We start from the raw sequence: 25,128 nt of genomic DNA, 5'->3' as shown, positions 1-25,128 counted from the left end.
CATCGGGTTTTTTTATTAGAGGGAGAATTTAAAATATGATTAATCTAATCGAAAATGAAAAAAAGGTTCGCTCAAATAGAATTCATAGTGAGGAAGATCAGCGATTAATAGGAACTGGTGGATATCTATCCCCTAATGATTATTTATTAAATGATGTCTTAATTGCTGTAACTTTAAAAAAGAATGTGTTACTAAAAGGTCCTACTGGGGCTGGGAAAACAAAGCTTGCTGAAACAATATCTCAAGTTTTTTCGCAACCTGTACAAAGTATTAACTGTTCTGTTGATTTAGATGCAGAGGCATTAATAGGATTTAAAACGATCGTTTTAAAGGATGGTCTTAACTCTATTGAATTTGTAGAAGGTCCTGTAATCGAAGCAATGAAAAAAGGTCATATATTGTATATTGATGAAATCAATATGGCGAAATCAGAGACATTACCGATTTTACATAGTGTACTCGATTATCGGAGAATGTTAACAAATCCTTTTACGGGAGAAGTAATTAAAGCCCATCCTGATTTTTCAGTGATTGCTGCGATTAATGAAGGGTATATTGGCACGACACCTATGAATGAAGCTTTAAAAAATCGATTTGTTTCATTTTCAATTCCTTATATTTCAGGAGATTTGCTTGAAAGTCTTTGGAATGCGCTATTTCCTTCTGCATCAAAAGAAATGCATGCTCTAATGTTAAACTTGGCAGAAGATTTAATGAGCCAGGTGAAGCAAGGATTACTTTCCGAGGAAGCAGCATCTATTCGAAGTCTACAACATGCAATGGAGCTTTCGGAATACATGGAACCAATTCGAGCGATTAATTATGCAATAGCTGAAAAATTAGAGGATGAACAAGAGAAAAAACTTGTTTTAGAACTAGCCTCTTCTTGGATAAAGTGAGGGATGTAGATGCCCTCTGTAAATCGTTTTATTCAATTTAACAATGAGACAATCGATGCAAGACAATTAATGCATTATGAAAATGTAGCAAAGGCATTAACGAAAAACCCAATACTAATGGTTAATGAGCGAAAGTTATTGGAATTTCAACCTGAAGAACAGACAATATCAATTAGTGTTTTTTGGCGTCATAGAGAAGAATCTTTAATGGATGCAGGTAGATTGTCCGATATTTACATATTGGCGGAAGGATTTTGGAGAGATTTTGATGTTACTGCTTGGGAGGAATATCTCACTGAACGTCAGGAAAAATTAGGAAAATGGATGGATCAACTAGTATTTTGTTTAGAAGAGTTTCGTTTAGTGGAAAAGATACAGAAAAAAAGATTTGGTACAGTTAAACTTTTTAAGAAGCGAATACAAATGTATTTATCCTTTCACAAACAACAATTAATAGTAAATAGTCAAAAAGGTTTTCTTGCAGATGCATTTATTAGTTATATTTATATATGCCTTTATGAAGGCACTATGCATGTAAATGGCCCTGAGGTGTTTAAACAGGCGAATAACATTATCCAAAAAATCTATGAAAATAAAGATACCCAAGCATCTATAAACATTGTGTATGAACTATATTTTTTATTACATGAGGACATAAATGAAGATACATTGCATGAATATTACTCGGTCATTTCATCTGTCAATTTGCCTAAAACCGACTTTCATTATCACCAAGGTACGATGGATTCTGAAGTGGGGGAAGATGGAAAAAAAGATACGATAGAAGAAATATTCCGAACCTGGCATCGTGAAAATGAACAGGAAAATGGAATTCATTTGCAATATGAGTTAGAGCATGGAAGAGATGGGAAAGCAAATCAAAGTATTTCAGCAGAAGAGGGTAAAGAAGGCCATGAGATTACGGAGATTGGCCATGGGCAATCAATAGGGAATACAACTGAAGCAAAACAAGATAATGTTTCGAACAAGGAGTCAAATGTATTAAAAAAAGCAGGGAAAGCATTTGGGAAAGAACATACACATGTTGTTTATGAAGAAAAACGATTAAATTCTAATTCCACCACTACAGATAAAGTAATGTTACAAACATATCGACAGGAACAAGCTCCTTATGTAAAAGCTTTCGTTGAAGAAATGAAAAAGCGAATGGAACAGAAAAAGATAGAGAAACGAGTAAATTTATCAAGAGGGCGTTTATCCTCCAAACAAACTGTACTTTGGACGGAAGAACGACCAAAACCATTTTATAAAAAGACAGCTCCAAGTACACAACTAAACGCTGTATTTGGACTACTTGTAGATGGTTCTGCTTCCATGCAAGATAAACTAGAAGAAACAAAAAAAGCAGTGCTTTTATTTCATGATGTGTTAAGAAAATTACGAATTGCCCATGAGATTGTATTGCATTATGAAGATGCGTATGAAGCTTCAGAAACAAAACAACCAAATACTTTTGAATGGATTCACAAATTAGAGGATGCGCAAAAAGACAATGGCATGAAAATTCTTTCGATTGAGGCACATGAAGATAATAGAGATGGCTTTGCCTTAAGATGGATGGGAAAAAGGTTAGAGCATAGGACTGAAAAGCACAAATTCATCCTCATGTTTTCTGACGGAGAGCCATCTGCTTTTGGATATGCACAAAATGGTATAATGGATACAGCAGAAGCAGTAGTTGAACTTGAAAGGAAGAATATATCTGTCCTTCATTTATTTTTAAATGACAACGAAGCATCTGAAGAACAATTGAGTCTGTTTCATTTAATTTTTGGAAAAAAGACAGCAACTGCTTCCTCTTTAGAAAAATTTTCAGATGAGACGTTAAGATTACTAAAAAAAATGCTTCATCATGTAGTGAAAAGCTCTTAACATAGGCTAGAAGCAATTAATTGCCTAAATAAATGAAAACATAAAACCGTCTTTCCTAGGAAGGACGGTTTTGTGATTGTTCTGCTATTAAAAGTAGACGTTGTTTTAATTCTTCTTCCATACGACCGATTTCTATTTCTGCAGCTTTTCGTTTTACACGGCCGTCTGCTTGAATTCGAAGTGTTTCTTCGATAGTTTGTAAAAGATTTTCCTGTGTTTTCTTCAAAGTATCTATTTCTACTATACCGCGTTCATTTTCTTTTGCCGTTTCAATACTATTTATTTTCAGCATTTCAGAATTTTTCAGGAGTAAATCATTAGTCGTTTTAGTCACTTGTTTTTGTGCTTCCACTGCTTTTTGTTGGCGATTCAGCGTTAAGGCAATCGCGATTTGATTTTTCCAAAGTGGAATAGATGTCATAATAGAAGATTGTATTTTTTCAGCCAATGTTTGGTTAGTTTGTTGGATCATCCTAATTTGAGGTGCACTTTGAATTGTAATTTGTCGTGAAAGCTGTAAATCATACACTCTTTTTTCTAATCGATCTAAAAATTGTGCCATATCGTTTACTTCTTGATATGCCATTTGGTCATTCGAACTTTCTGCTTTTCTTCGAAGTTCAGGAATTATTACGTTTGATATTTCATCTTTTTTTAGTTCTGCTGCGGCAATATATACGTTTAGAGCTTGGAAATATGTTTTGTTTTGCTCATAAAGTTTGTCCAGCATATGAACATCCTCTACTAAACCTCGTTTAGAATGCTCCAATTGAATCCCAATGCGGTCAATTTGTGTGCTCAGTTTTTGATACTTTGTCATCATTTCTTGAACGGAACGATTTACCTTGTGAAAAAGTTTTTTAAGACCTGATTTTTTTTGAACAGAAAGCTCTTCAGGGTTTATCTCTGACAACTTATTCATTAAGTCACCTAAAATATCACCGACTGGACCAATATCTTTCTTTTGCACATGATCTAACATCTGGTGGGAAAATCGAGAAAGCTCCGTTTGTGCATTTGCTCCGTAGGTTAAAATCGCTTCATAATTACCAGCAGGAATTTGGTCAGCTAATTGACGCGCTTTCTGCTGTTCTATTTCGGATAATCGATCGATCAATTTTGTTGGAGCTGGCTCATTTGTATTAGTAGTTAGAGATTGCTCCTTTGGTGCTGACATTTCAAAAGGGCTTTCTAATAATTCATCCATTAAAAAATCATTATTTGTATTCGATAGTTTTTCGTTCATCCTCTGATTCTCCTTTTAAATATAAAGGTCGTTCTTTAGTTCCAACAGACAACTTAGCAAAATCTAATTCCATTTTTAAATGTTCAATGTCTGAAGCAAGGACGTCTTTTAAGTCATTTTCCAAGACTGAATTTAAATCTTGTAGTGTATCGCGTGTATCTTGCAATGCAATTTTCATATCACTGTTTTTAACTGGTTGAGATACTAACAATGAGTATTTAGAAGTAAGTTCTACTGCGGAATCTAGGTGTGCGTAGAAAAAGTTCTCCGCTTGATAAAATTTACGAGGATTCGCTTTCACTAATGAAATAATACGTTTTGCTAGCCTATTCATTTCAAATAGTTGTTTAAAAGAACTTAATGATCTAACTTTAAGGTATTGATTATTTAGGGTTCGTACTTTTTTATTTGCTTCTTTTAATTGATTTTGTATGTGAAAATACTCAGTATGTGTTAATTGATGTTTTTTCATTATACTATGTTGCTGCAATTTTTTTATGGTAAAATTCGAAACTAAATAAACCCCTAACGCAAGAGCAGAACAAATGAAAAAGCTTTGGTCGAATGCAAAAAAGAAGATGAACCAGGATGAAACCATAACAGGTATATTTAAAATGTGTCGAAAGAGCGTGTGAACTACTTCAGTCATAATTGGTTACCTCCTTTTATCTACAATATATTATACGAACAAAAAGGAAGAAGGTTTCATTTTGAAAGTACAAGGAAACCATAAATATTTTGTAGGCTTTTAAATAATATACTTCCAATTATATACGAAACTCGATTTTTTGCATAAAAAGTGTTCCAGATTTTTGTCAATTAAATAAATAGAATAATTTTATTGAATGAGTACCCTTTTTAAGAAAATTGTATTAACTATAACTTAACCGATAATTGTTTGATTTTCAATTTTATTTTATCCTAATAAGTCATTTAAGTAGACTTTCTAATGGATAGCAGTAAAATATGAGTTAATAATTAATGTTAGAGGCGATAAAATAATGTATGAAATTATTTATATGAAAGCGGACTTTGAACCATGGTGGGCATTTCCAGGATGGGAAGAACATATAATTGAAAGAGTTACTTTTGAAAATAAGGAGGAGGCTGTAGCTTTTTTAACTAAAAAACTAATCGAATTTCGAAAAAAATTTCCAGCAGAAAAAATGAAAAACGATAAGTACTGGGCTTTTTGGTCCGTAAAGGAACTATGTTTTTGTGACTCATGTGATGAAGACCTACAAATTTACCATGGAATCATTTGGAACGAAATTTAATAAACGATTTAGAATTATAAAATTATTTATTGACTATATTTATCCAAATGATATAATTTAATTAACAATCCATAGTGAGAAACAAGTATTTGTAATTCACATATCCTATGTAGTGATCGATGTGATATCGGTACTTCATGGAATATGTGAATTTTTGTTTTTCACGTATTGATATTAATTTTTTGGAGGTAATAAAATGAAACAAGGTACTGTAAAATGGTTCAATGCTGAAAAAGGATTTGGTTTTATCGAAGTTGAAGGGGAAAATGATGTTTTCGTACATTTTTCTGCTATTCAAGGAGAAGGCTTCAAATCTCTAGAAGAAGGCCAAAAAGTTGAATTTGAAGTAGTAGAAGGAAACCGTGGACCACAAGCTGCAAATGTAACAAAACTATAGTATTAGAAAAGAAGTTCTTCCTAAGTGGAGAACTTCTTTTTTTATTGAATTGGTAATTTGAGTTGAGAAGTGTATAATTTCAGAAATAGGTTTAGAAAACATAAATATAGGATATTTATAAAGTTGGAAGATTACTTTTTTAGGGGGAAAAGTTTTGAAAGAGGAATTTTTAATAGAGGATTTTAATAATTTTTTTGAGTTGAACAAAAAATTATTTGAAAGAAAATTATTAGACCAGGCAGTTAATGTTCGAGATAAAATTAATGATATTTTAAGAGTAGGGGATATTGATCTTATTAATAATGCTCATAAACTCATTTATTATATTATTGATGGAGATAAACAAGTTGAGCTACAAGCTTTTGCAAAACAAGAAGGAATAGCGTGGGCATCTCATTCACTGACACTCTCGTTTAAGCTCGAATGGGTGCAAGCAATTCGCAGATCACTTTGGAGTTTTATACAAGAATACAGTAATCGTATACAAAAAGTGTCTATTGACACTTTCTTCGAATTGGAAAAACAATTTAACAACAATATTGATCACTTTTTGAATGAATTTTTCCTAAGTTACTCGACTTTCAAGGATTCTCTAATAATAGCCCAAAGAGAAGTTGTAGAAAATTTATCTGTTCCCATTATCCCAATTACACCAACTATTTGTATATTGCCATTAATAGGTTCCATAGACACTTTTAGAACTACAATTCTGGAAGAGAAGGTATTGATGGAAATAGGAAAACTACATATTCAAACGTTAATTATGGACCTTTCAGGTATTGTAGAATTAGAGACGGAAATAATAGACCGTCTTATGAAGACTATTTCTGGGACCTCAATGATGGGTTGTAAGTGTGTCATCACCGGCTTACGACCTGATGTTGTCAGACAAATAATCAAGTTAGGAATCGCGTTCGATAATGATACAAAAACATACGGGACATTGCAACAAGCATTAAACGTATATTTGATGAAATGAGTCTATAAAAAAGAATAACTAGTTAATTATAATAGAAGAAGCTCTTCTGGTCTAAGAGCTTCTTATTTTAATAATTTTTCAAATGTGGAGGAAACAATTGATTGTTTACCATCTGTAGTCATAGAAAATTCTCTTTTTATTTCCCCGAAGTCTTTAGCAAAGTATTTTCGTTCAATAGTATTTTGTCCATCGATCTTTTCAATCACTATTACATCTTTAAAGATATTGCTTTTTGATTTTACGATTTCAGAAGTCGATATTACCTTCCAGCCCTCAAACTCATTTCCAACCTTTAGTGGTGTCCCCAAATATATCTCAAGCTCTGGCATAGCTTTTAGTTCTTCCAACGTTCGAATTTTAGGTTCGTACACTTCAGCGTTTTTAGCTATAATGCCAATATGATCATCGAAAATTCGATATATTTTTTCTATAACTGTACCGCCATTATCTTCATAAGTTGCAATATAATCATCAAATAAAAATCGCGTTTTCAATGTATAACTTGTAAACTCATTTCCTTCGCCTTTAAACTGTACAGTTGAATTGTCATTCATGAAGAATTTTGATAATGTTATGTCTTCTTGAGTTTGTTTTTCTAAAGTTATTTGTTTTTCAGGTAAGGTGGGTTTTTTGTTTAAATCGCATCCAGTAACAAAAAGAATAGGCACAATAAGTAGAAAAAATTTTTTCATTTTTCTCCTCCTTTTTGTTTTAGACGTGTAAAGATATAGAATGTTTCATTTTCCGGCGTTTTTGGTATAGTAAAATAAGAAAGGAGAGATTACTTTGGATTATGAATTAAAAAGAGACTTACCACCATATGAACAACAGCTAGATTTTTATGAAAAGCTGCGTTTAAAAGTAATGGCTTTTCTTTCAACGAAATCAGGCAAAAAAAGTAAATTAGCACCTTATTTATTATTTGCTCCAGATTTGTTTTATTTGTTAATAAAGGCTTTGTTAGATAGACGAATAGATACAAAGAGTAAAACAATAATTAGTAGTGGAATTCTTTACTTTATTTCACCATTAGATTTACTACCGGAGGGTTTAATAGGACCGGGTGGATATATAGATGATATTATCGTTGCAACCTTTATCATAAATATGTTGTTAAATAAGTTTTCTTCTGAAATAATTGAAGAGCATTGGGTAGGGGATATGAAACTATTAGAAGCTTTGAAAAAAATTGCTGAAACTAGTGATACATTGCTTGGGAAACTGCCTGCAAGATCATTACTCGGAAGATATATTAAAAAATCAAGTAAGAAAAGCACAAATCCTCTTTAAGAACTAAACCTCATCAATCGTTTTCGGAGGACTTTAGATAGTATAGAGCAATATCATTACCGAAAGCTAAAGAGGTAGGTCGGGGCTGACGGGAAAGCGAGGTGATGCTTGCCCACTAGAAACGTCCGCCTTAGGTAGAATCAACTTGTCCATAATAGAGTTTTATACTTTCATATGAAAAAAAGGTTAAGGGACTTATAAAGCCCCTTAACCTTTTATTTTTGTTGTTCTTTCCATTCTAAATATTCATCGTATGTTAACTGTTTATCAAATATCGATCCGTCTTCACGAATTTCGATAACACGATTAGCAATTGTTTGGATGAACTGATGGTCATGTGATGTAAAGATCATTGCGCCTTTAAATGCTATTAAACCATTATTAAGTGCTTGGATTGATTCTAAGTCTAAATGGTTTGTTGGTTCATCAAGTAAAAGTACATTCGATTCGGAAAGCATCATTTTAGAAAGCATACAACGTACTTTTTCTCCACCGGAAAGTACAGATGGTTTTTTCTTTACTTCTTCGCCAGAGAATAACATACGACCTAGAAATCCGCGTAGAAATGTTTCGCTTTCGTCATCTGGAGAATATTGACGTAACCAGTCAACTAGTGAAGTCTCGCTTCCTTCAAAATACTTTGCATTGTCTAGAGGGAAGTATGCACGAGTTGTTGTTACACCCCAACGAATAGAACCTTCTTGTGTTTCCTCTTCTTCTGCAAGAATGCGAAGTAGAGCAGACTTAGCAAGTTCATCACCTATAAGAATAATTTTATCTTCTTTATTTAAAGTAAAATTCATTTTAGAGAAAAGTTTTTCACCTTCAAATGTATAACCTAAATCTTGAACTTGTAAAACATCATTACCAATATCCCGTTTCATGGAGAAATTCACATAAGGATATTTTCTTGAAGATGGTCTAATGTCATCTAATTCAATTTTGTCTAACATTTTCTTGCGAGAAGTCGCTTGTTTTGATTTAGATGCATTTGCACTAAAACGAGCAATAAACGCTTGAAGTTCTTTAATTTTTTCTTCTTTTTTACTATTTTGGTCAGAAGCTAATTTTAAAGCAAGTTGGCTTGATTCATACCAAAAATCATAGTTCCCAACATAAACTTGAATTTTGCTAAAGTCTAAGTCAGCAATATGAGTACATACCTTGTTTAAGAAATGACGGTCATGGGAAACAACAATAACAGTATTTTCAAAGTTAATCAGAAAATCTTCTAACCATTGAATAGCTTTAATATCAAGATGGTTGGTAGGTTCATCTAAAAGTAGTACATCTGGTTTACCGAAAAGAGCTTGAGATAATAGCACTTTAACTTTTTCAGATCCCGTTAATTCAGACATTTTCTTTTGATGCATGCTGTCAGGAATACCTAATCCTTGAAGAAGGATAGCCGCTTCTGATTCAGCTTCCCAACCATTTAGATCAGCAAACTCTCCTTCTAATTCTGCCGCTCTCATGCCATCTTCATCTGAAAAGTCTTCTTTCATATAAATAGCATTTTTTTCATTCATTACTTCATATAGGCGTTTATGTCCCATAATAACTGTTTCTAATACTGTGTATTCTTCATATTCAAAGTGATTTTGTTTTAGAATTGCTAGACGCTCATCCGGGTTCATAATCACGTTTCCTTCTTGAGCCTCAATTTCTCCAGAAAGAATTTTGATAAATGTAGATTTACCTGCTCCATTTGCACCGATTAAACCATAACAGTTGCCTGGAGTAAACTTTATATTTACGTCTTCAAATAATTTACGATCACCAAAACGAAGACTTACATTACTTACTGCAATCATGGTAGTACCTCCTAAAATTCACAATGCTATTATTATAACATGAATGCGACAAAATTAGGTATTATTATTAATGAAGAAAATTCAGTTCTTTCATGACTTGTACCAATGGAAATGCATTCACATGTAGCTTTGAAAAATAATGTTGTAATAGTATAGCCAGTGTGTAGTCAAAAGCTATAAGGAATAAATATTTTTTTAGCAAAGTTCAATTTTGATATTGGGAGGAATTTCTGGAAGTCTGTAGAATTAATAAATGTACTTAAAACTAACCAGACTAATAAATTTCAGTAAAAATAATAAAAGTTTTAAATTTAATGAAGGAGTATGTAAGGAGAAAAAATAGTATTACTATGGAGTCGCAGGTGATTCAGGAAGTGGAAAAACAAGGTTTAGTAAAAGGCTCGAAGAAAATTTAGGGGATATAAGAGTCAAAATTATAAATACGGATGATTATTTTAAGATAGTAAAACCAAGACTACGTCCATCCTGATTCAGTTGATTTGGAAAGTTGTGTTCGGATTTTATCTGTTTGATTTCATGTGAATAGTATGATGTTCTAATTATTAAAGGCTTAGAAGGCTTATTGGTTTTGTAATTTGATGAAATTAGAAGACGTCTTGATTTGAAAATATTTGTCGATTGTCAATCTAAGCAAATATCTATAAATGTTATTAGAGATTGGGCACTAAAGAGTTATTCAGGTTTGGCAAGCATGCATTAATTGGGATTCTTCAAATATGTTGATACAATAGCTCAGTTCAAAGAACTAAGCTATCGTTCAATTGTTAGTCCCAATATTTTTCGATAAATTCGTCTCGGCCAGATTGAGCACGATCTTCTTTATAATGTTTTGGACTCTTTTTATAATAATCTTGGTGGTAATCTTCTGCTTCGTAAAAAGTTTTTGCTTCTCTAATTGGAGTTATTATTGGCTTTGAAAACTTACCGCTAGCTGCCAATTGTTCTTTCGATTTTTCAGCTTGAAGTCTTTGCTCCTCTGAATGAACGAAAATAGCAGAAGTATAACTTTCTCCACGGTCTTGAAATTGACCTCCTGCATCAGTTGGGTCAATTTGTTGCCAAAAAATTTCAAGAAGTTGATTATATGAAAAAATGGCAGGATCAAATTGGATTTCCACGACTTCTAGATGACCAGAATTTCCTTTCTTCACATCTTCATAAGTTGGGCTTTCTAAATGACCCCCCATATATCCTGATTTTACTTTATGTATTCCGTCCCATGAATCAAATGGCTTCACCATACACCAAAAACAGCCACCTGCAAATGTTGCTTTTTCTATCAAAAGTATCCCTCCTAATCTTGTAAAATTTATTCTATCACTTCATTAATAGTTAGACAAAGAAACAGAAACTATTATTAATAATATACGTTATTTATATAAAGGCAAAGGAGAGGTTTTTGTATGGATGAAACTCAAGAATCGAGACGTTCCCAACCGAAAAGAAAAAGAAGGTTTAGAATAGGTAGACTTTTCATGTTATTACTAGTTTTAACAGTATTGATTTGCGGTATTTATTCCATTATCCAGTTCAACTATGGGGCAAAATTAGCAAATGGAGAAAATCTAAAGATTGAGGAATTTAAAGGTGATAAGCTTAGTCCGAATGATAGGGAAAATATTTTAGTTCTTGGTGTAGATTCAAGAGGTGAAGATAAAGCAAGATCAGACACAATGATGCTTGTTTCATGGGATAAAAAGAAAAATGATGTGAAAATAATTTCGTTTATGCGCGATATTTATGCGGAAATTCCAGGATTTAAATCATACAAACTAAATACTGCATATTATTTAGGTGGCGTCCAACTGCTAACTACAACATTACAAAATATGTTTGATATTCCTATTCATCATTATGCATTAATTGATTTTAGCAGTTTCGAATCATTAGTTGATATTATTGCTCCAGGCGGAGTGCCTATATCCGTGGAAAAAGATATGTCAGAGAAAATAGGGGTATCACTAACAAAAGGACAACATGATTTATCTGGAAAAGAATTGCTAGGTTATTCAAGATTTCGACATGATTCCGAAGGTGATTTTGGAAGAGTTTCGCGACAACAAATCGTTATGGAAGCATTAAAAAATGAAGTACTTTCCATTAAGAACTTACCAAATATACCTAAGTTTATAGGAGCCGCTGAAGGGTATATTGAAACTGATTATAAAAAAATGGATAAAGTTAAACGTGTTTTAGAAGTTATAACGAGCGGTAAAGTGGAAATCGAAAAATTAACAATTCCTCTTGAAGGAACCTATTCATTTAACAGTTATGCTCACGCTGGCTCCGTAATAGAAATAAATATTGAAAAAAACAAAGCTGCAGTTTCAGAATTTTTAAAAGAAAAGTAATACTTATACGTTGCTAATCTTGATTTTCCTCCGTAAAATAAAAGTATATTGGAAAGGAAGTTTGATAAGAGTGGAACCTGAAAAACCTTCTTTTTTTTCTACAAGATACATAAAATTTTTAGGAGGGCGTAATACATTCTTTACGTTAATAGCATTGCTGTTAACCGGTCTAGTTGTAATGGTATACGATAAAATATCTTTTATTTTTATACCACTAACTGTATTTTTGGGGAGTGTGATTTTACCCATAATTTTAGCGGTCATTGCATATTATTTATTAAGACCAATATTACGACTCTTAGAAAAAATAAAAATTCCTAGAGTTTTGGGAATATTAATCATCTTCCTAGCATTAATAGGATTAATAACATTGCTTGTATTTTTAGTATTTCCATTTTTGAAAGCCCAATCTATCAGATTGGTGGAGGAATTACCTAATAACCTTATTCAATTGCTTAATTCTTTAGATACTTTTTTGAGAAACTCTTTTGTTGCAGATTATTATTTACAAATTGAAAGTGATGTCATGGACTTATTAAAAAATGTACCTACTGAAATAAGCAAATTGTTTCAAAGTACCGTCGCAAGTATTGTAAGTGGAATAACATCTATTGTGGGGGCAGTAACAAGCTTTGTATTATCCATAATTATGGTTCCGTTTATCCTTTTTTATTTATTAAAAGACGGAGAAAAGCTACCACAGTATATTATGAAATTATTTCCACCTCGTATGAGAGATGATTTACATTCCGTATTTAAAGATATTGATAAACAAATTAGTTCGTATATACAAGGCCAAATATTAGTGTCTATGTGTATTGGATTTATGATCTATATAGGATTTACAATTATCGGAATGGATTACGCCTTGTTACTTGGAGTAATAGCAATGGTAACAAGTGTTGTTCCCTATTTAGGACCAGTTATAGCAATCACACCAGCTGCCATCATTGCACTTGTTTCACCACCCTTTATGTTAATCAAACTTGCGATAGTATGGACTATAGTTCAATTAGTGGAAGGTAAATTTATATCCCCTCAAATTATGGGTAAGTCACTACATGTTCATCCAATTACGATTATTTTTGTTTTGATAACATCAGGATCATTGTTTGGTGTTCCTGGTGTAATATTAGGAATTCCAGGTTATGCAATATTAAAAGTTATTGTTTCACATTTTTATACACTATTTAAAAAGCGTTATAATAGGTATGAAACGAATTTAGAAAACCATTATGAGTATACAAATAACAAGGTGGACTGAGAGTTATGGCGAAGAAGTTTGAATCTTCTATAAGAGTACAAACGATTAAAATTGACACAGTGGTCGATCATCCTTATATTGAACATGGTATAAACCTTTCCGGAACTATATATATTGATGGTGTACATGATGACGAGTCAATAGGAAATATTAAACTAGAAGTTTTCAAATTAATAAATGGGGAAGTATCCAAAATCGTATCCAAACATTCTATTGAACTTGTAGGTACAGTAGCATCAAAAGATATGCAAATGATTCCTTTTGAAATTATACCTGATGATAGATGGCTACCTGATGGTAATGACGAAGTTACAAAATTAATCCTACGTACAACCGTGTTATTTGAAAATGGATCCGAATATAATGACGAAGACGAGATTAACTTCGACATTGAAGAATAGATATTTTGAAAGCTCCAGTGAATTTTTGCTGGAGTTTTTTTATGGATAATTCAATAAAAAAAGAGCAATCTAATGGAAAATGAGGAGAGATATTATGAAAAAGTTGATTGTGGTGCTATTAGTTTTCCTATTGCTTAGCTTATCTGCTTGTGGTTTCAACAGAAATTCAAATGGACCACCTAATACACAAACCCAAGTTAACGGTAATGCAAATCCAAATACTGTTCCAAATACTGGTAATAAAAAAGTGGATATGGAAAATGATGTTGGAATTCCAGATAAGAATGAAAATAATGACCACCTATTAGTTAAATAAGAAAAATTTATTTGGCATAATATAAAAGATATGATAAAATATTATCAACTTAGTGAACGGAGGTGACGAAAGAATGAAAAACACTGTGAATGCACATGGATTTATACTGGAATTTTTATCCACATCTTGTGCGATTACTCATGAAATTGAGCCTAACGGGACTAGTCTGTCCTTTTTTAGACAATTTAATGAATTTCACAGCTGATAAGCCATTCTTTCTGAACCAAAATTTTAGGAGAAGACTGCTTATATGCAGTCTTTTTTCTTTGCAGAAAAATGCTTCCAGCTAAATCAGAGATGAGAGGAAGCGGAAAATATGATATGTACAATACAAGAAGTTAGTAAAATGCTTGGAGGAAACACAATTTTTGAAAATTTATCTTTATCTATCAAAACTGGAGATAAATTAGGGATTGTAGGACGTAATGGTAGTGGTAAAACAACCCTACTTACGTTAATAACTGGTTTAGAAATGCCAGATGAGGGCAAGATTCACTTCAAAAAAGGAACGAAAATTGGTTATTTAGCTCAGATTCCATTATTTTCAAATAATGTGTCCGGCATCGATGTACTAAATTCTGCATTTAAGGAACTAATAGAATTACAATCTAAGATGAAAGAACTTGAAGGAAAGCTATCCACTGAGGACCCTAAGGAGTTAGAAAAATTACTTCAAGTATACGGAGAAATTCAAGAGGAGTTTACTAATCGTAACGGCTATGCGATTGATTCGGAAATCAATAAAGTAATAGAGGGTTTGCAATTATCCTCTTTTGTGCATCTATCATTTACGACATTAAGTGGTGGGGAACAGACAAAAATAATGCTTGGTAAGCTTTTGTTAACGAAACCAGACTTATTGTTACTAGATGAGCCTACGAACCATTTAGATTTATTTGCAGTTGAATGGTTAGAACAATATTTAGTTTCCTATTCGGGTACAGTAGTTATTATTTCACATGATCGATACTTTCTAGATCAAGTTGTTACTAAAGTTGCTGATTTGGAGGATGGAGAAATAAAGTTATATCACGGAAATTATTCATCTTTTATTATCGAAAAAGAAGATGCATTAATGCGCGAGTTTCAGCAATATGAAGAACAACAAAAAAAGATAAAGAAAATGAAAGAAGCAATTAAACGATTAAAAATATGGGCTAATGAAGCAGTGCCGCCAAACGCTGGACTTCACAGACAAGCGAGAAATATGGAACGTGCATTAGAAAGAATGGAAAAGGTAAGAAAACCACTAATAGACCCTAAAAAGATGAGCTTATCGTTTGAGGCAGCTCCTAGAAGTGGAAAAGAAGTGATCATCATGGAGCAAGTATCGAAAAAATATGGGGAAAAAGTGCTTCTTCAAGATGCTAATTTACACGTGTACTGGAAAGAGCGTGTTGCCATTGTTGGACGTAATGGTACAGGGAAATCTACGATACTAAAAGCACTTTTACAAGAATTATCGGTGGATACAGGAAGTGTACGTCTAGGCAGTAATGTCCGAGTTGGATTTCTGTCTCAGCACTTTGAAATAAACAATCCAAAAGAAAAGCTAATTGATGTATTTCGAAGTGAAGTTAATGTTTTAGAAGGAGATGCTCGTCACATACTTGCTAAATTTATGTTTTACGGACCAGATGTATTCAAAAGAGTGGGTGATTTAAGTGGGGGGGAGAGAATGCGCCTGCGACTCGCCCAGCTTATGCATCAAGATATCAACTTATTAATGTTGGATGAACCAACGAATCATCTGGATATAGATTCAAGAGAAGTTTTAGAGGATGCATTAGATGACTTTCAAGGAACAATTTTAGCTGTTTCTCACGATCGATACTTTTTAAATAAATTATTTCCAAGAACTGCTTGGCTAGATCAAGGTCAACTTACAACTTTTGAAGGGCCTTACCAATGGGCCCGTGTAAAATGGGAGGAGCAACAGTCAAAGCAGAGTGTCCCAGTTATAGAACAAAAGAAGGGGCTTACTAAACTTATCGAAGTAAAGCCTCTAAATATTCGACAGATTGAAGAAGTAATTAGGAATTTAGAAGAGGAAGTTCTGTTGTTAAAGAAGCAAATTGAAAAGGAACAAGACTGGTCAAAATATGAAAACCTTCTTTCGATCAGAGATGTAAAAGAAAAAGAATTAGAAGAGTTAATAGAACAATGGCTTGAGTCTTAATAATTTCAAGTTTGAGATTAGTAACTGAAAACTAATTACCGAAATAATTTTTGTGTCATTGTTTAATCTTTATTGCTTAAATGTTCTGAAAGTGATACTATGAAATTTATATTTTAGTAATAAAAATAATATACTCTTATTAAGAGAAGTTGAGGGATATGGCCCTATGACGCTTCAGCAACCTCTGACTTTGTCAGAAAGGTGCTACTTCCATCAAGATTGTTAATGATCTTGAGAGATAAGAACAAAGAGCTTGAAGGAAACCCTCTTTTCTTATCCATTAGAAAAGAGGTTTTTTTATTTTGTAAATGGAAAAGGAGACAAAATAGATGCCTATTAATATCCCACAGAAATTACCTGCTACTGAATTGCTTAAGGAAGAAAAAATATTTGTGATGGATGAGAACCGCGCTTCCACTCAGGACATCCGCCCCTTGAACATCATTATTTTAAATTTGATGCCTGAAAAAGAAAGAACAGAATTACAATTATTAAGACTTTTAGGAAATACACCCCTTCAAGTAAATGTAACGTTCTTGAACACAGCAACACATGAATCAAAAAATGTAAGTAAAACGCATTTAGATACGTTTTACACTACTTTTAATCAAATAAAACACAGACGATATGACGGAATGATCATTACAGGAGCCCCAATTGAACACTTAGCTTTCGAGGATGTTGACTATTGGGAAGAAATGACTCAAATTATGGATTGGACCAAAACCAACGTGACATCTGTTTTACATATTTGTTGGGGTGCTCAAGCTGCATTGTATCATCATTATGGTATTGGGAAATATGATTTGCCCCAAAAATGCTCAGGGGTATATACACATCGAATTTCCGATCTAACAAACAATCTAGTTCGAGGATTTAATGATGAGTTTAATGCTCCACACTCCCGTTATACTGCAGTATCTTTTGAAGAAATTCAAAACGATTCGAGATTAATACTTCTTGCAAATTCGGACGATGCAGGAGTTTTCCTTGTTATATCTGAAGATAAAAAACATATTATGATCACGGGACATTTAGAGTACGATGCAGATACACTTGCAGATGAATATAATCGTGATGTGAATAAAGGACTTGAAATCGATGTACCTAAAAATTACTTTCCAGACGATGATCCAACGAAACAACCGATAAATTCTTGGCGTTCTCATACGCATTTATTATTTTCAAATTGGTTGAATTATTATGTCTACCAAGAAACACCGTTTGAGTGGGAATAATATTGAGGGGGGCTGTCCGAGGATGTTTACCCCCTAATTATAGGCAGATTTTTGATTTAGTCTCGAATTTATCAGAATTGGTTACGATTTCATTTACTTTAGTCTCGCTTAAGTACAAATTGGTCTCGATCTGCCATTTGATATAAGAAGGATGAACTTTTTATTAGTAGGAAATACAATATTAAACGAGATATATCATTCATAGGAAGTGATAGAAAAGTTGTCTTTTAGCCAATTGAATGGCTTAAAGACAACTTCTCGAAGATTATTGGAAGATTTGGTCAATTTGTTTTATTTCTTGTAGGCTAAGCTGCACTTCTAAGGTCTTTATATTATCCAATACTTGCTCCGATTTTTTCGTTCCAGGTATAATCACATCGATTGTATCCTGCGTTAAATACCAAGCAAGAACTAAATTTGAAACTGCTGCGTTTTTATCATTTGCTATTAGTCGAAGTTGTTCTATTTTTTCTAGATTGCGAACAAATTCTTCTCCTTGGAATAAAGGATTTTTTGAACGGCCATCTTCAAAAGTACTATTTTTATCAAATTTTCCAGTAAGTAAACCCGAGGCTAGTGGGAAATAAGGTATAAAGGAAATATTGTGCTCTTTTGCGTAGGGTATTAAATCATTCTCCACCTCTCGTTTTAACAAGTTATAACCGGATTGAAGGACGTCAATATGTCTATCTTTATTACCTTCTTTTAATTGATCTAGTGTAAAGTTTGATACACCAATAGCACGTATTTTTCCTTCTTCTTTCAAACGAGAAAGCGACCCAATGGCTTCTTCCTTTGGAGTGTTTTCATCTGGAAAATGAATGTAAAATAAATCGATATAATCGGTTTGAAGACGTCTCAAGCTATTTTCAACTGTTTCTCTTAGGAAATTTGGGTTATTATCCACTACCACTTTTCCATCCAAAAATTTATGTGCCCCTTTGGTAGCCACAACAATATCTTGACGTTTCCTAGTTTCTTTCAATACTTCTCCAATTAACTCTTCTGATCTTCCTGGACCGTAAATAAAGGCTGTATCCAAAAAGTCAATTCCGTTATTTATAGCAGTACATACTATTTCTTTTCCAGTCTCATCATTGAGGTTGGGGAAAAGATTATGCCCACCAACGGCATTGGTACCAAGTCCTATGGGATTTACAAATAGTCCAGTTTTACCAATTTCTACTTTATTACTCATAGCTAGTTTAAACATCTCCCTTTTTCCGAATAGTTACACTATCATAATAGCAATATTGTAAACAACCTCAAAGGAAACTGCTTTTAATGATATTATTAAATGGAATGATAATAAAGGGAGATGATTAGATTGTCAGAAATAACAAAACTGCATGCTGATTTTGTTCGAGTTATTCGAAAGAAATTTGAAGAAATGAAAAGCGATACGGAGAAAGCGATTATGCAAATGGATGAGAAAGCATTATTTTGGTCACCAAATGCACAATCAAATAGTATCGATGTTATCGTCAAGCATATGAGTGGAAACCTAATTTCTCGCTGGACTGATTTTTTAACGACAGATGGGGAAAAACCTGATAGAAATCGTGATGGGGAGTTTGAAAGTACAATAGAGTCACGTGAAGAATTATTGAAAATGTGGGAGAATGGTTGCAATGTGTTTTTGAATGCAATCGACACTATAGAAGAGAAGCATTTACTACAAACAATTTATATTAGAAATCAACCTCATACTGTCATGGAAGCAGTTATAAGATGCATAGCACATATATCAAGCCATGTTGGACAGATTATTTATATTGCGAAACAAGTAACTCCTGAAGACAAGTGGACAACTTTGTCTATACCCAAAAAGAAGGGATAAATAATATGGTTTCAAAATTTACTTATATTCATAGTGCGCCAGATAGTAGTAATGTAAATAGAACATATCCAGCATTATTTTTAATGCATGGAATGGGTAGCAATGAACATGATTTAGTAGGACTCGTATCTAGCTTACATGAGAAATGCCATATTTTTAGTATTAGAGGACCGATTTCACAGCCACCAGGTTATGCTTTTTTCACAATTGAAGGAATAGGAAAACCCCATCTTGCAATTTTTGATCAAGTATTAAAAGATCTCCAAACTTTTATCGAAGAAACTGTAGAAGAATATACGATTGATCGCGATCAGCTTTATCTTCTTGGTTTTAGCCAGGGGGCTATACTTGCTCAATCACTAGCACTGGTAATGGGTAACCGAATAAAAGGAATAGTGGCACTTAGTGGATATATTCCAGCAATAGTGAAAGAAGAATATTCGATACAGCCTGTTGATCAATTAAATGCATTTATTTCACATGGTGAATTAGATAATATGCTGCCATTTGAATGGGGAATAGCAAGTCGAGATTATTTCATCGAACTAGGTGCAAACGTAACATTTAAAAGTTATCCAGTTGCACATGGTGTAGCACCAGAAAATCAAAAAGACTTATTAAAATTTTTACGACAAGATATTTAAATAAAAGGATATTTCACCCTTCATGACGAATAATACTCATCTTGAGGGGTGATTTTTTGAACGATATGCATTTAAATATACGTTAATACAATGAGAAAGATGAAAATCAAGTGAATCATTTAATTAAACTATGTAAGGAAGAACAATATTTACAACGAATATTAAAAAGTGAGAAACTAGTTTTATTATTTAAAAGAGCATAATGTTGAATTCTTACATGGCGAATTTGATACGACTAGTCCATTTGCAATGTAATCTCTCGGTGTTTTACCATTCGATCCTTGTCCTACATGGATTACTTATCAAAAGCATTACTAAACAATTAACAGGACTACTTTAGAACATATAAACAGTGAATGAAATACAAGGGGGTAATTCACTCTGAAGCTTGGATTAAATAAAGACGAAGTGAAACTAATGCCTTATACAAATGAATGGAAGACAGAATTTACTAGAGTTAAAGAAGCATTACTAAAACAAATGGATATAAGAGCAAATTGTATTGAACATATCGGAAGTACCGCAATCAAAGACATGGTAGCAAAGCCGATAATAGACATCTTAGTCGGTGTGAACGATATAGAAAAGGTAGATATATCCTTCACGGAAGCTTTACATAAGGTCGGATTTTTAAGGCTTAAAGTGGAGAGACCAGGTGAAATCGTATTCGCGAAATTTACGGATGATACGTTTGTAGTGAAAACACATTTCATTCATGTAGTTGATTATGAAAAAGAACTTTGGAGAAATCTTGTTTTTTTCAGAGATTATTTAAATGCAAATGAAAAAGCTAGAGAAGAATATAAAAGGTTGAAAATAAGCTATGCTGCCCGCGGAAATATTGAAATAACGGAATATACCGATTTAAAGGAGCCATTTGTGAGAAGTATATTTACGAAAAGAACTATTTAGGAGGTAGAATTATTTTTGATTACAAATTTATATTTTGTTAGACATGCACATTCTACCTATACACCAGACGAGCTAGGAAGACCTTTGTCTGAAAGTGGAATGGCAGATGCAAGGAGAATGACTAGACTTCTGAAGATGGAGAATATAAATCATGTTATTTCTAGTCCATTTAAAAGAGCTGTGCAAACAGTTGAAGGGATTGCTAATGAATTAGGTAAAGATATCGAAATTATTGATGGGTTTAAGGAACGGATATTGTCTGACCGGCCAGTAGCAGATTTTAATGAGGCGATCAAAAAAGTGTGGTCTAATTTTGATATTTCTTTAGATGGTGGTGAATCAAATAATATTGCTCAGGAAAGAGGCGTTGCTGCAACGATACAAGTTCTTGATAAATACAAAGGCCAAAACATCGCTATCGGAACGCATGGCAATATAATGGTATTAATCATGAACTATTTTGATCCACAATATGATGTTCACTTCTGGGAGCAGCTTGCAATGCCCGATATATATAGGCTTACTTTTCGTGATATGCATTTAATTGATGTTAAGAGAATAGATGATGATATATCCCTATGCGCTGGTTATCCTATCTAAGCTTTGAAAGTAATAGGGAATTTGAAATCACAGTAGTAGACAACGAATAATTTATCGAAAGGATGCTAGATTAATGAATTACTTTAAAAAATTACTGACTTCTATGATCACAGTAATAATTTCTTTTGGATTAATAGGTTGTAATGGAAATGAAAAAAATGTAGAAATCTCAAATACGAAAGAAGTTAAAGTAGCAGGAGAAAATGACAAAAACATAAATCTTAGTAAACTTGATTTTACTTTTCCTTCGAAATGGTCAAAAAGAGGAAACGAGAATGAATTGTTTTTTGATGACGAAAATAAACAGACAGTAGGTGGAATATCTCTGGTTGGGTATTATGGTGATTACAATTCTACTTTGCCAAACCATAGCGAAATATTGAATACGGAAGATGTAGAAACAGATATTGGTAAAGGTAAAGTCTTTACTCTTAAACGAAGTAATCCTGCAGCGGCTAATAATAATGAAACATGGATTGAAATACATGCAGTAATACCTGCTAACAATAAGCAGGCATATGATATTTGGATAAAAGGAGAAAAGGACACTCTTTTAAAAATTTTAAAAAGTATTCATTAAAGTAAATGTTTCATTCGATAATCCAAAATAAATAATACAATAGATTCTCTTTGTAAATGAATTACAACAGTATTGCTTAAATGAGCTTTATTAATATATAGGAGATAGTGGATAAATATAGTCAATTTTTTTAAATAAGTGAGGGGTTTTATGGAATGGCTATAAAAGGCTTAAATCATTTTTTATTTTCTGTCTCTAACCTAGAGAAATCAATTAAGTTCTATCAAGATGTTTTTGAAGCTAGTTTATTAGTGAAAGGAAGAAGTACAGCTTATTTTGATTTAAATGGTATGTGGCTTGCTTTGAATGAAGAAGATATACCTCGTAATAAAATAATTGAATCCTACACACATATAGCTTTTTCAATTTCAGAAGCAGACTTTGATAATACATATAAAAAACTACAGGATTTAAATGTAAATATACTTGCTGGCCGCCAAAGAGATGCAAGAGATAAAAAATCAATTTACTTTACTGATTTAGATGGACATAAATTTGAATTTCATACCGGAACTCTACAAGAAAGAATGGATTATTACAAACAAAAAAAAGCGCATATGGAATTTTACGATTAGCTAAAGATTCAAAATAGGAGTGGCATTATACGAGGACAATTATGGTAAGAATCTCATTTTGAAATCATAAAAGGATTATAAGATAACGTGTATGCGAAAAAAAGGAATATTTAAAGAAATGTTAGGACAATCAAAAGCAGCTCGGTCTATTGCAATATGTCAGGCTGGAATAAATCGGCGAAATAACTCACTTTGAAGCTCTTCAGTTATTAAATGTCATCTATACGAAGGGTTTATCTATATTTCAAAACTAAAAATTACCTAATTCATTATGATACTTATCTCATTTACTTGAAAAAAGTAATCCATTTTTGAGTTATTACTCTGGATGGATTACTTTTTACTACTGGTAGATTTTCTTTATAGAAAGCATGCTTCAGTGTATTATCTTCTTCCTTTTAGAAAGTATAAGTTTTTAGTGCAGTTTATCTAATCAACAGGATATATGTTTATTTCAAATTGCTACATCACTTTCTTTTTTCTATACTCTTGTTAACTACGGTAGCTATATTTTGAATGATATTTTCAAGAGACTCTATTTTATTTTCAAATCGATGTAATAAATAAATAGTGACTACAATGGGAAATCCGAAGTTGCCAATTAATTGTATAATGTTTCCCTCGCCAATCATGAGTATCCCCCCTTTCTCCATTTATTAATATTCTTCAGTTTTTTATATACCTGTTGAGTAATCCCTTTAATTTACAAATATTTATTTATGCCAAATTGTTTCTACTTGTCCTTTAAAAAAGAATTATTCATATTTCACATCACTTGTAGTAATGGTAATTGTCGTTGAAAAGAATAATAAATATTTATTATATAATACTAAACTTCTTGTATTTTTAGAATATTTAAAAGTTGGGAAATATGTTTTGGGTTTATAAGGTTATTTATATTTAACTTCCACAAATTTCTTATTAGAATGAAATTTTACTTTTTTATAATGAAATTTGGATAAAAATTATATTTTATTCTACAGCCTTCTGGTAGGTTTCTTAGTTTTCGACAAAAATGCAGTCGGATATGGTCGAACGATTGAAAAAGGATTTTTTGTTTTTTTCAAGAAATAGTATATTACTAATTCATAAAGGGTGAAGAAAATGAGTAGTATAGGTCATATCATAAAATCTGAAAGATTAAACCAAAGTATGAAACAAATCACATTGGCCATGGGAATCTGCTCTCCATCCTATTTAAGCAAAATCGAAAATAATACAACAGTTCCAAGTGAAGAAGTAATAACTTTACTACTTAAAAGACTGAATATAGTGATAGACCAAGTATCCAGTGAAGAAGAAAATAAGGTTGTTGCATCATTATTTAAATTGTATAAAACTGGCATTTTGGAGAGGGATAAGAATTTAATACGAGAATCCTTGCATAAAATCACCAATCGAAAAATTCACTTCTTGCAGCAAAATAATTATTATAGCTACCATCTTTATATGTTTCGATTGCTGTTAATACTTAATGAGGAGGAAACTAACCTTTCATCTACTTATTCAATTATAGTGAAATTAGAAGATAAGTTTGTGAATAAGCAACGATTTGTAGCTAACTTAAATCTTGGTCTTTATCATTCTTTGAAAGATGAAAATCACAAAGCATTATGTAAATTGGAAGTTTCATTAAAACTCGTTAATAACTTAATTTTCGATGATTGGGAATTAGCTGATTTTTACAATGTACTAAGCCATACGTATTTCAAGTGCAATGAATATTGTAATGCTATTGATTATGCTTCAAAATCATTGAAGTTTTATAAAGACAATCTCTTATTCGAACGAGCGATTGATAATTATATAGTTATAGGGGCGGCTCATAAAAACTTAAGAAAATATGATGAAGCAGAGAAGAACTATCATCTAGCAAATAAATTGGCGATTGACTTTAAATTGTTCTCCTATGAGGGGGTGATTTATCAAAATCTAGGATCTTTATATGCGATTCAGGGAAGACACGAAAAAGCGATTGATCTCTATAAGAATAGTCTAGTAATTAAAGTAGAGAACAGTAACTCAGAAGGATACTTACTGACAATATTATCTATTGTCAAAGAGTATTCCAAACAACGTAATCATTTACATGTACTTAGTTGGTGTAAAGAGGGATTAGAAAAAGTAGAAGGGGTTAGAAGTCAACGTAACTATGAACGTACTTCCTATTTTTTTCACTTCGAGATATATCAAGCACTGCATAGTTTTGATGAAAAACTTGAAAATGTATTGAAAAGTGCAATAAATCATTTCGAGGAAATTCAAGATGATAGACATGTACTAAAGTATTCTATTTTATTGGCAAACCACTACTTTAAAGAACATAAACTTAAAGCATCATGCTTATATTATCAAAAATCAAATCAAATTCTATTTAAACAAAAATATATTAATCAATGGGAGGATTTGTGA

General features: G+C 32.4%; 27 protein-coding genes, 1 pseudogene and 1 riboswitch. Of the genes and pseudogenes, 21 read left to right on the top strand and 7 right to left on the bottom strand.

Annotated elements, in window-relative coordinates; translation table 11 throughout:
• The first annotated feature begins 35 nt into the window (after window positions 1-35).
• Both ACTSKG_RS04150 and ACTSKG_RS04145 read left to right on the top strand, forming a co-directional pair.
• Complete coding sequence (locus ACTSKG_RS04150) at window positions 36-899, top strand: ATP-binding protein (RefSeq protein WP_464756883.1); 864 nt, start codon at window positions 36-38, stop codon at window positions 897-899.
• Window positions 900-908: 9 nt separating this feature from the next.
• Window positions 909-2,792 carry a vWA domain-containing protein gene (locus ACTSKG_RS04145; RefSeq protein WP_464756882.1) on the top strand — a complete coding sequence of 628 codons (1,884 nt, stop codon included), beginning with the start codon at window positions 909-911 and terminating at the stop codon, window positions 2,790-2,792.
• A gap of 55 nt (window positions 2,793-2,847) precedes the next feature.
• On the opposite strand, the gene ACTSKG_RS04140 is transcribed toward ACTSKG_RS04145, so the two are convergent.
• Window positions 2,848-4,038 (bottom strand): toxic anion resistance protein, encoded by a 1,191-nt coding sequence (locus ACTSKG_RS04140; RefSeq protein WP_464756881.1) that lies wholly within the window; start codon window positions 4,036-4,038, stop codon window positions 2,848-2,850.
• Window positions 4,010-4,687, bottom strand: coding sequence for a 5-bromo-4-chloroindolyl phosphate hydrolysis family protein (locus ACTSKG_RS04135; protein WP_464756880.1), 678 nt, complete (start codon window positions 4,685-4,687; stop codon window positions 4,010-4,012). Before ACTSKG_RS04135 ends, ACTSKG_RS04140 begins: the two co-directional genes overlap by 29 nt.
• A 352-nt stretch (window positions 4,688-5,039) precedes the next feature.
• On the opposite strand from ACTSKG_RS04135, the gene ACTSKG_RS04130 reads away from it, so the two are divergent.
• From ACTSKG_RS04130 to ACTSKG_RS04120, 3 genes are all read left to right on the top strand, one after another.
• Window positions 5,040-5,315, top strand: coding sequence for a DUF1033 family protein (locus tag ACTSKG_RS04130; protein ID WP_464756879.1), 276 nt, complete (start codon window positions 5,040-5,042; stop codon window positions 5,313-5,315).
• A 196-nt stretch (window positions 5,316-5,511) separates the two neighbouring features.
• The gene (locus ACTSKG_RS04125) at window positions 5,512-5,712 is read left to right on the top strand and encodes a cold-shock protein (protein WP_090561394.1); all 201 of its coding nucleotides are present in this window, start codon (window positions 5,512-5,514) and stop codon (window positions 5,710-5,712) included.
• 154 nt (window positions 5,713-5,866) lie between these two features.
• Window positions 5,867-6,691: an STAS domain-containing protein gene (locus ACTSKG_RS04120; protein ID WP_464756878.1), complete on the top strand. Its 825-nt coding sequence runs from the start codon at window positions 5,867-5,869 to the stop codon at window positions 6,689-6,691.
• Between the two features lie 62 nt (window positions 6,692-6,753).
• Here ACTSKG_RS04120 and ACTSKG_RS04115 read toward each other — a convergent pair whose 3' ends face one another.
• On the bottom strand, window positions 6,754-7,383 hold the full coding sequence (locus ACTSKG_RS04115; RefSeq protein ID WP_464756877.1) for a hypothetical protein: 630 nt from the start codon (window positions 7,381-7,383) through the stop codon (window positions 6,754-6,756).
• Between the two features lie 94 nt (window positions 7,384-7,477).
• On the opposite strand from ACTSKG_RS04115, the gene ACTSKG_RS04110 reads away from it, so the two are divergent.
• A complete protein-coding gene (locus tag ACTSKG_RS04110) occupies window positions 7,478-7,981 on the top strand; it encodes a YkvA family protein (protein WP_464756876.1) in 504 nt (167 codons plus the stop codon).
• Between the two features lie 215 nt (window positions 7,982-8,196).
• Here the strand turns inward: ACTSKG_RS04110 and ACTSKG_RS04105 are convergent, their stop codons facing one another.
• Complete coding sequence (locus tag ACTSKG_RS04105) at window positions 8,197-9,795, bottom strand: ABC-F family ATP-binding cassette domain-containing protein (protein ID WP_464756875.1); 1,599 nt, start codon at window positions 9,793-9,795, stop codon at window positions 8,197-8,199.
• A 364-nt stretch (window positions 9,796-10,159) separates the two neighbouring features.
• On the opposite strand from ACTSKG_RS04105, the pseudogene ACTSKG_RS04100 reads away from it, so the two are divergent.
• A pseudogene (locus ACTSKG_RS04100) lies at window positions 10,160-10,285 on the top strand (hypothetical protein); the annotation flags it as partial.
• 295 nt (window positions 10,286-10,580) lie between these two features.
• Here ACTSKG_RS04100 and msrA read toward each other — a convergent pair.
• Complete coding sequence (gene msrA / locus ACTSKG_RS04095) at window positions 10,581-11,096, bottom strand: peptide-methionine (S)-S-oxide reductase MsrA (RefSeq protein ID WP_464757967.1); 516 nt, start codon at window positions 11,094-11,096, stop codon at window positions 10,581-10,583.
• Between the two features lie 123 nt (window positions 11,097-11,219).
• Between msrA and ACTSKG_RS04090 the strand changes: the two genes are divergently transcribed.
• The 7 genes from ACTSKG_RS04090 to metA all read left to right on the top strand — a co-directional run bounded on the left by ACTSKG_RS04090 (window position 11,220) and on the right by metA (window position 17,565).
• A complete protein-coding gene (locus ACTSKG_RS04090) occupies window positions 11,220-12,167 on the top strand; it encodes an LCP family protein (protein ID WP_464756874.1) in 948 nt (315 codons plus the stop codon).
• A 70-nt stretch (window positions 12,168-12,237) separates the two neighbouring features.
• A complete protein-coding gene (locus ACTSKG_RS04085) occupies window positions 12,238-13,431 on the top strand; it encodes an AI-2E family transporter (protein WP_464756873.1) in 1,194 nt (397 codons plus the stop codon).
• 5 nt (window positions 13,432-13,436) lie between these two features.
• Window positions 13,437-13,832: a sporulation protein gene (locus ACTSKG_RS04080; protein WP_464756872.1), complete on the top strand. Its 396-nt coding sequence runs from the start codon at window positions 13,437-13,439 to the stop codon at window positions 13,830-13,832.
• A 94-nt stretch (window positions 13,833-13,926) separates the two neighbouring features.
• Complete coding sequence (locus ACTSKG_RS04075) at window positions 13,927-14,148, top strand: hypothetical protein (RefSeq protein ID WP_464756871.1); 222 nt, start codon at window positions 13,927-13,929, stop codon at window positions 14,146-14,148.
• A 73-nt stretch (window positions 14,149-14,221) separates the two neighbouring features.
• Window positions 14,222-14,353 carry an RAxF-45 family protein gene (locus ACTSKG_RS04070; RefSeq protein WP_464756869.1) on the top strand — a complete coding sequence of 44 codons (132 nt, stop codon included), beginning with the start codon at window positions 14,222-14,224 and terminating at the stop codon, window positions 14,351-14,353.
• Window positions 14,354-14,464: 111 nt separating this feature from the next.
• Window positions 14,465-16,327, top strand: a complete 1,863-nt coding sequence (gene abc-f, locus ACTSKG_RS04065) for a ribosomal protection-like ABC-F family protein (RefSeq protein ID WP_464756868.1) — start codon at window positions 14,465-14,467, stop codon at window positions 16,325-16,327.
• Between the two features lie 133 nt (window positions 16,328-16,460).
• Window positions 16,461-16,572, top strand: a riboswitch (SAM riboswitch).
• An 84-nt stretch (window positions 16,573-16,656) separates the two neighbouring features.
• The gene (gene metA / locus ACTSKG_RS04060; protein ID WP_464756867.1) at window positions 16,657-17,565 is read left to right on the top strand and encodes a homoserine O-acetyltransferase MetA; all 909 of its coding nucleotides are present in this window, start codon (window positions 16,657-16,659) and stop codon (window positions 17,563-17,565) included.
• Window positions 17,566-17,830: 265 nt separating this feature from the next.
• On the opposite strand, the gene ACTSKG_RS04055 is transcribed toward metA, so the two are convergent.
• The gene (locus ACTSKG_RS04055) at window positions 17,831-18,763 is read right to left on the bottom strand and encodes an aldo/keto reductase (RefSeq protein ID WP_464756866.1); all 933 of its coding nucleotides are present in this window, start codon (window positions 18,761-18,763) and stop codon (window positions 17,831-17,833) included.
• 129 nt (window positions 18,764-18,892) lie between these two features.
• Between ACTSKG_RS04055 and ACTSKG_RS04050 the strand changes: the two genes are divergently transcribed.
• The 6 genes from ACTSKG_RS04050 (at window position 18,893) to fosB (ending at window position 22,716) form a co-directional block, all read left to right on the top strand.
• Window positions 18,893-19,405: a DUF1572 family protein gene (locus tag ACTSKG_RS04050; RefSeq protein WP_464756865.1), complete on the top strand. Its 513-nt coding sequence runs from the start codon at window positions 18,893-18,895 to the stop codon at window positions 19,403-19,405.
• A 5-nt stretch (window positions 19,406-19,410) separates the two neighbouring features.
• Window positions 19,411-20,049 carry an alpha/beta hydrolase gene (locus tag ACTSKG_RS04045; RefSeq protein ID WP_464756863.1) on the top strand — a complete coding sequence of 213 codons (639 nt, stop codon included), beginning with the start codon at window positions 19,411-19,413 and terminating at the stop codon, window positions 20,047-20,049.
• Window positions 20,050-20,430: 381 nt separating this feature from the next.
• The gene (locus tag ACTSKG_RS04040; RefSeq protein WP_464757966.1) at window positions 20,431-20,961 is read left to right on the top strand and encodes a GrpB family protein; all 531 of its coding nucleotides are present in this window, start codon (window positions 20,431-20,433) and stop codon (window positions 20,959-20,961) included.
• Window positions 20,962-20,979: 18 nt separating this feature from the next.
• On the top strand, window positions 20,980-21,561 hold the full coding sequence (locus ACTSKG_RS04035; protein ID WP_464757965.1) for a histidine phosphatase family protein: 582 nt from the start codon (window positions 20,980-20,982) through the stop codon (window positions 21,559-21,561).
• Between the two features lie 73 nt (window positions 21,562-21,634).
• Window positions 21,635-22,141: a hypothetical protein gene (locus ACTSKG_RS04030; protein ID WP_464756862.1), complete on the top strand. Its 507-nt coding sequence runs from the start codon at window positions 21,635-21,637 to the stop codon at window positions 22,139-22,141.
• Window positions 22,142-22,296: 155 nt separating this feature from the next.
• The gene (fosB, locus tag ACTSKG_RS04025; protein WP_464756861.1) at window positions 22,297-22,716 is read left to right on the top strand and encodes a metallothiol transferase FosB; all 420 of its coding nucleotides are present in this window, start codon (window positions 22,297-22,299) and stop codon (window positions 22,714-22,716) included.
• A 467-nt stretch (window positions 22,717-23,183) separates the two neighbouring features.
• On the opposite strand, the gene ACTSKG_RS04020 is transcribed toward fosB, so the two are convergent.
• Window positions 23,184-23,348 carry a YvrJ family protein gene (locus ACTSKG_RS04020; protein ID WP_464756860.1) on the bottom strand — a complete coding sequence of 55 codons (165 nt, stop codon included), beginning with the start codon at window positions 23,346-23,348 and terminating at the stop codon, window positions 23,184-23,186.
• Window positions 23,349-23,820: 472 nt separating this feature from the next.
• Here ACTSKG_RS04020 and ACTSKG_RS04015 point away from each other — a divergent pair, with 472 nt between their 5' ends.
• Entirely contained in the window at window positions 23,821-25,128 is a 1,308-nt protein-coding gene (locus ACTSKG_RS04015; RefSeq protein ID WP_464756859.1) for a helix-turn-helix domain-containing protein, read from the top strand.

The sequence above is a fragment of the Psychrobacillus syltrankelensis genome (genome assembly GCF_055454035.1).
The sequence above is the reverse complement of the archived record's forward strand: the minus strand, read 5'-3'. Positions and strand labels throughout refer to the sequence as shown.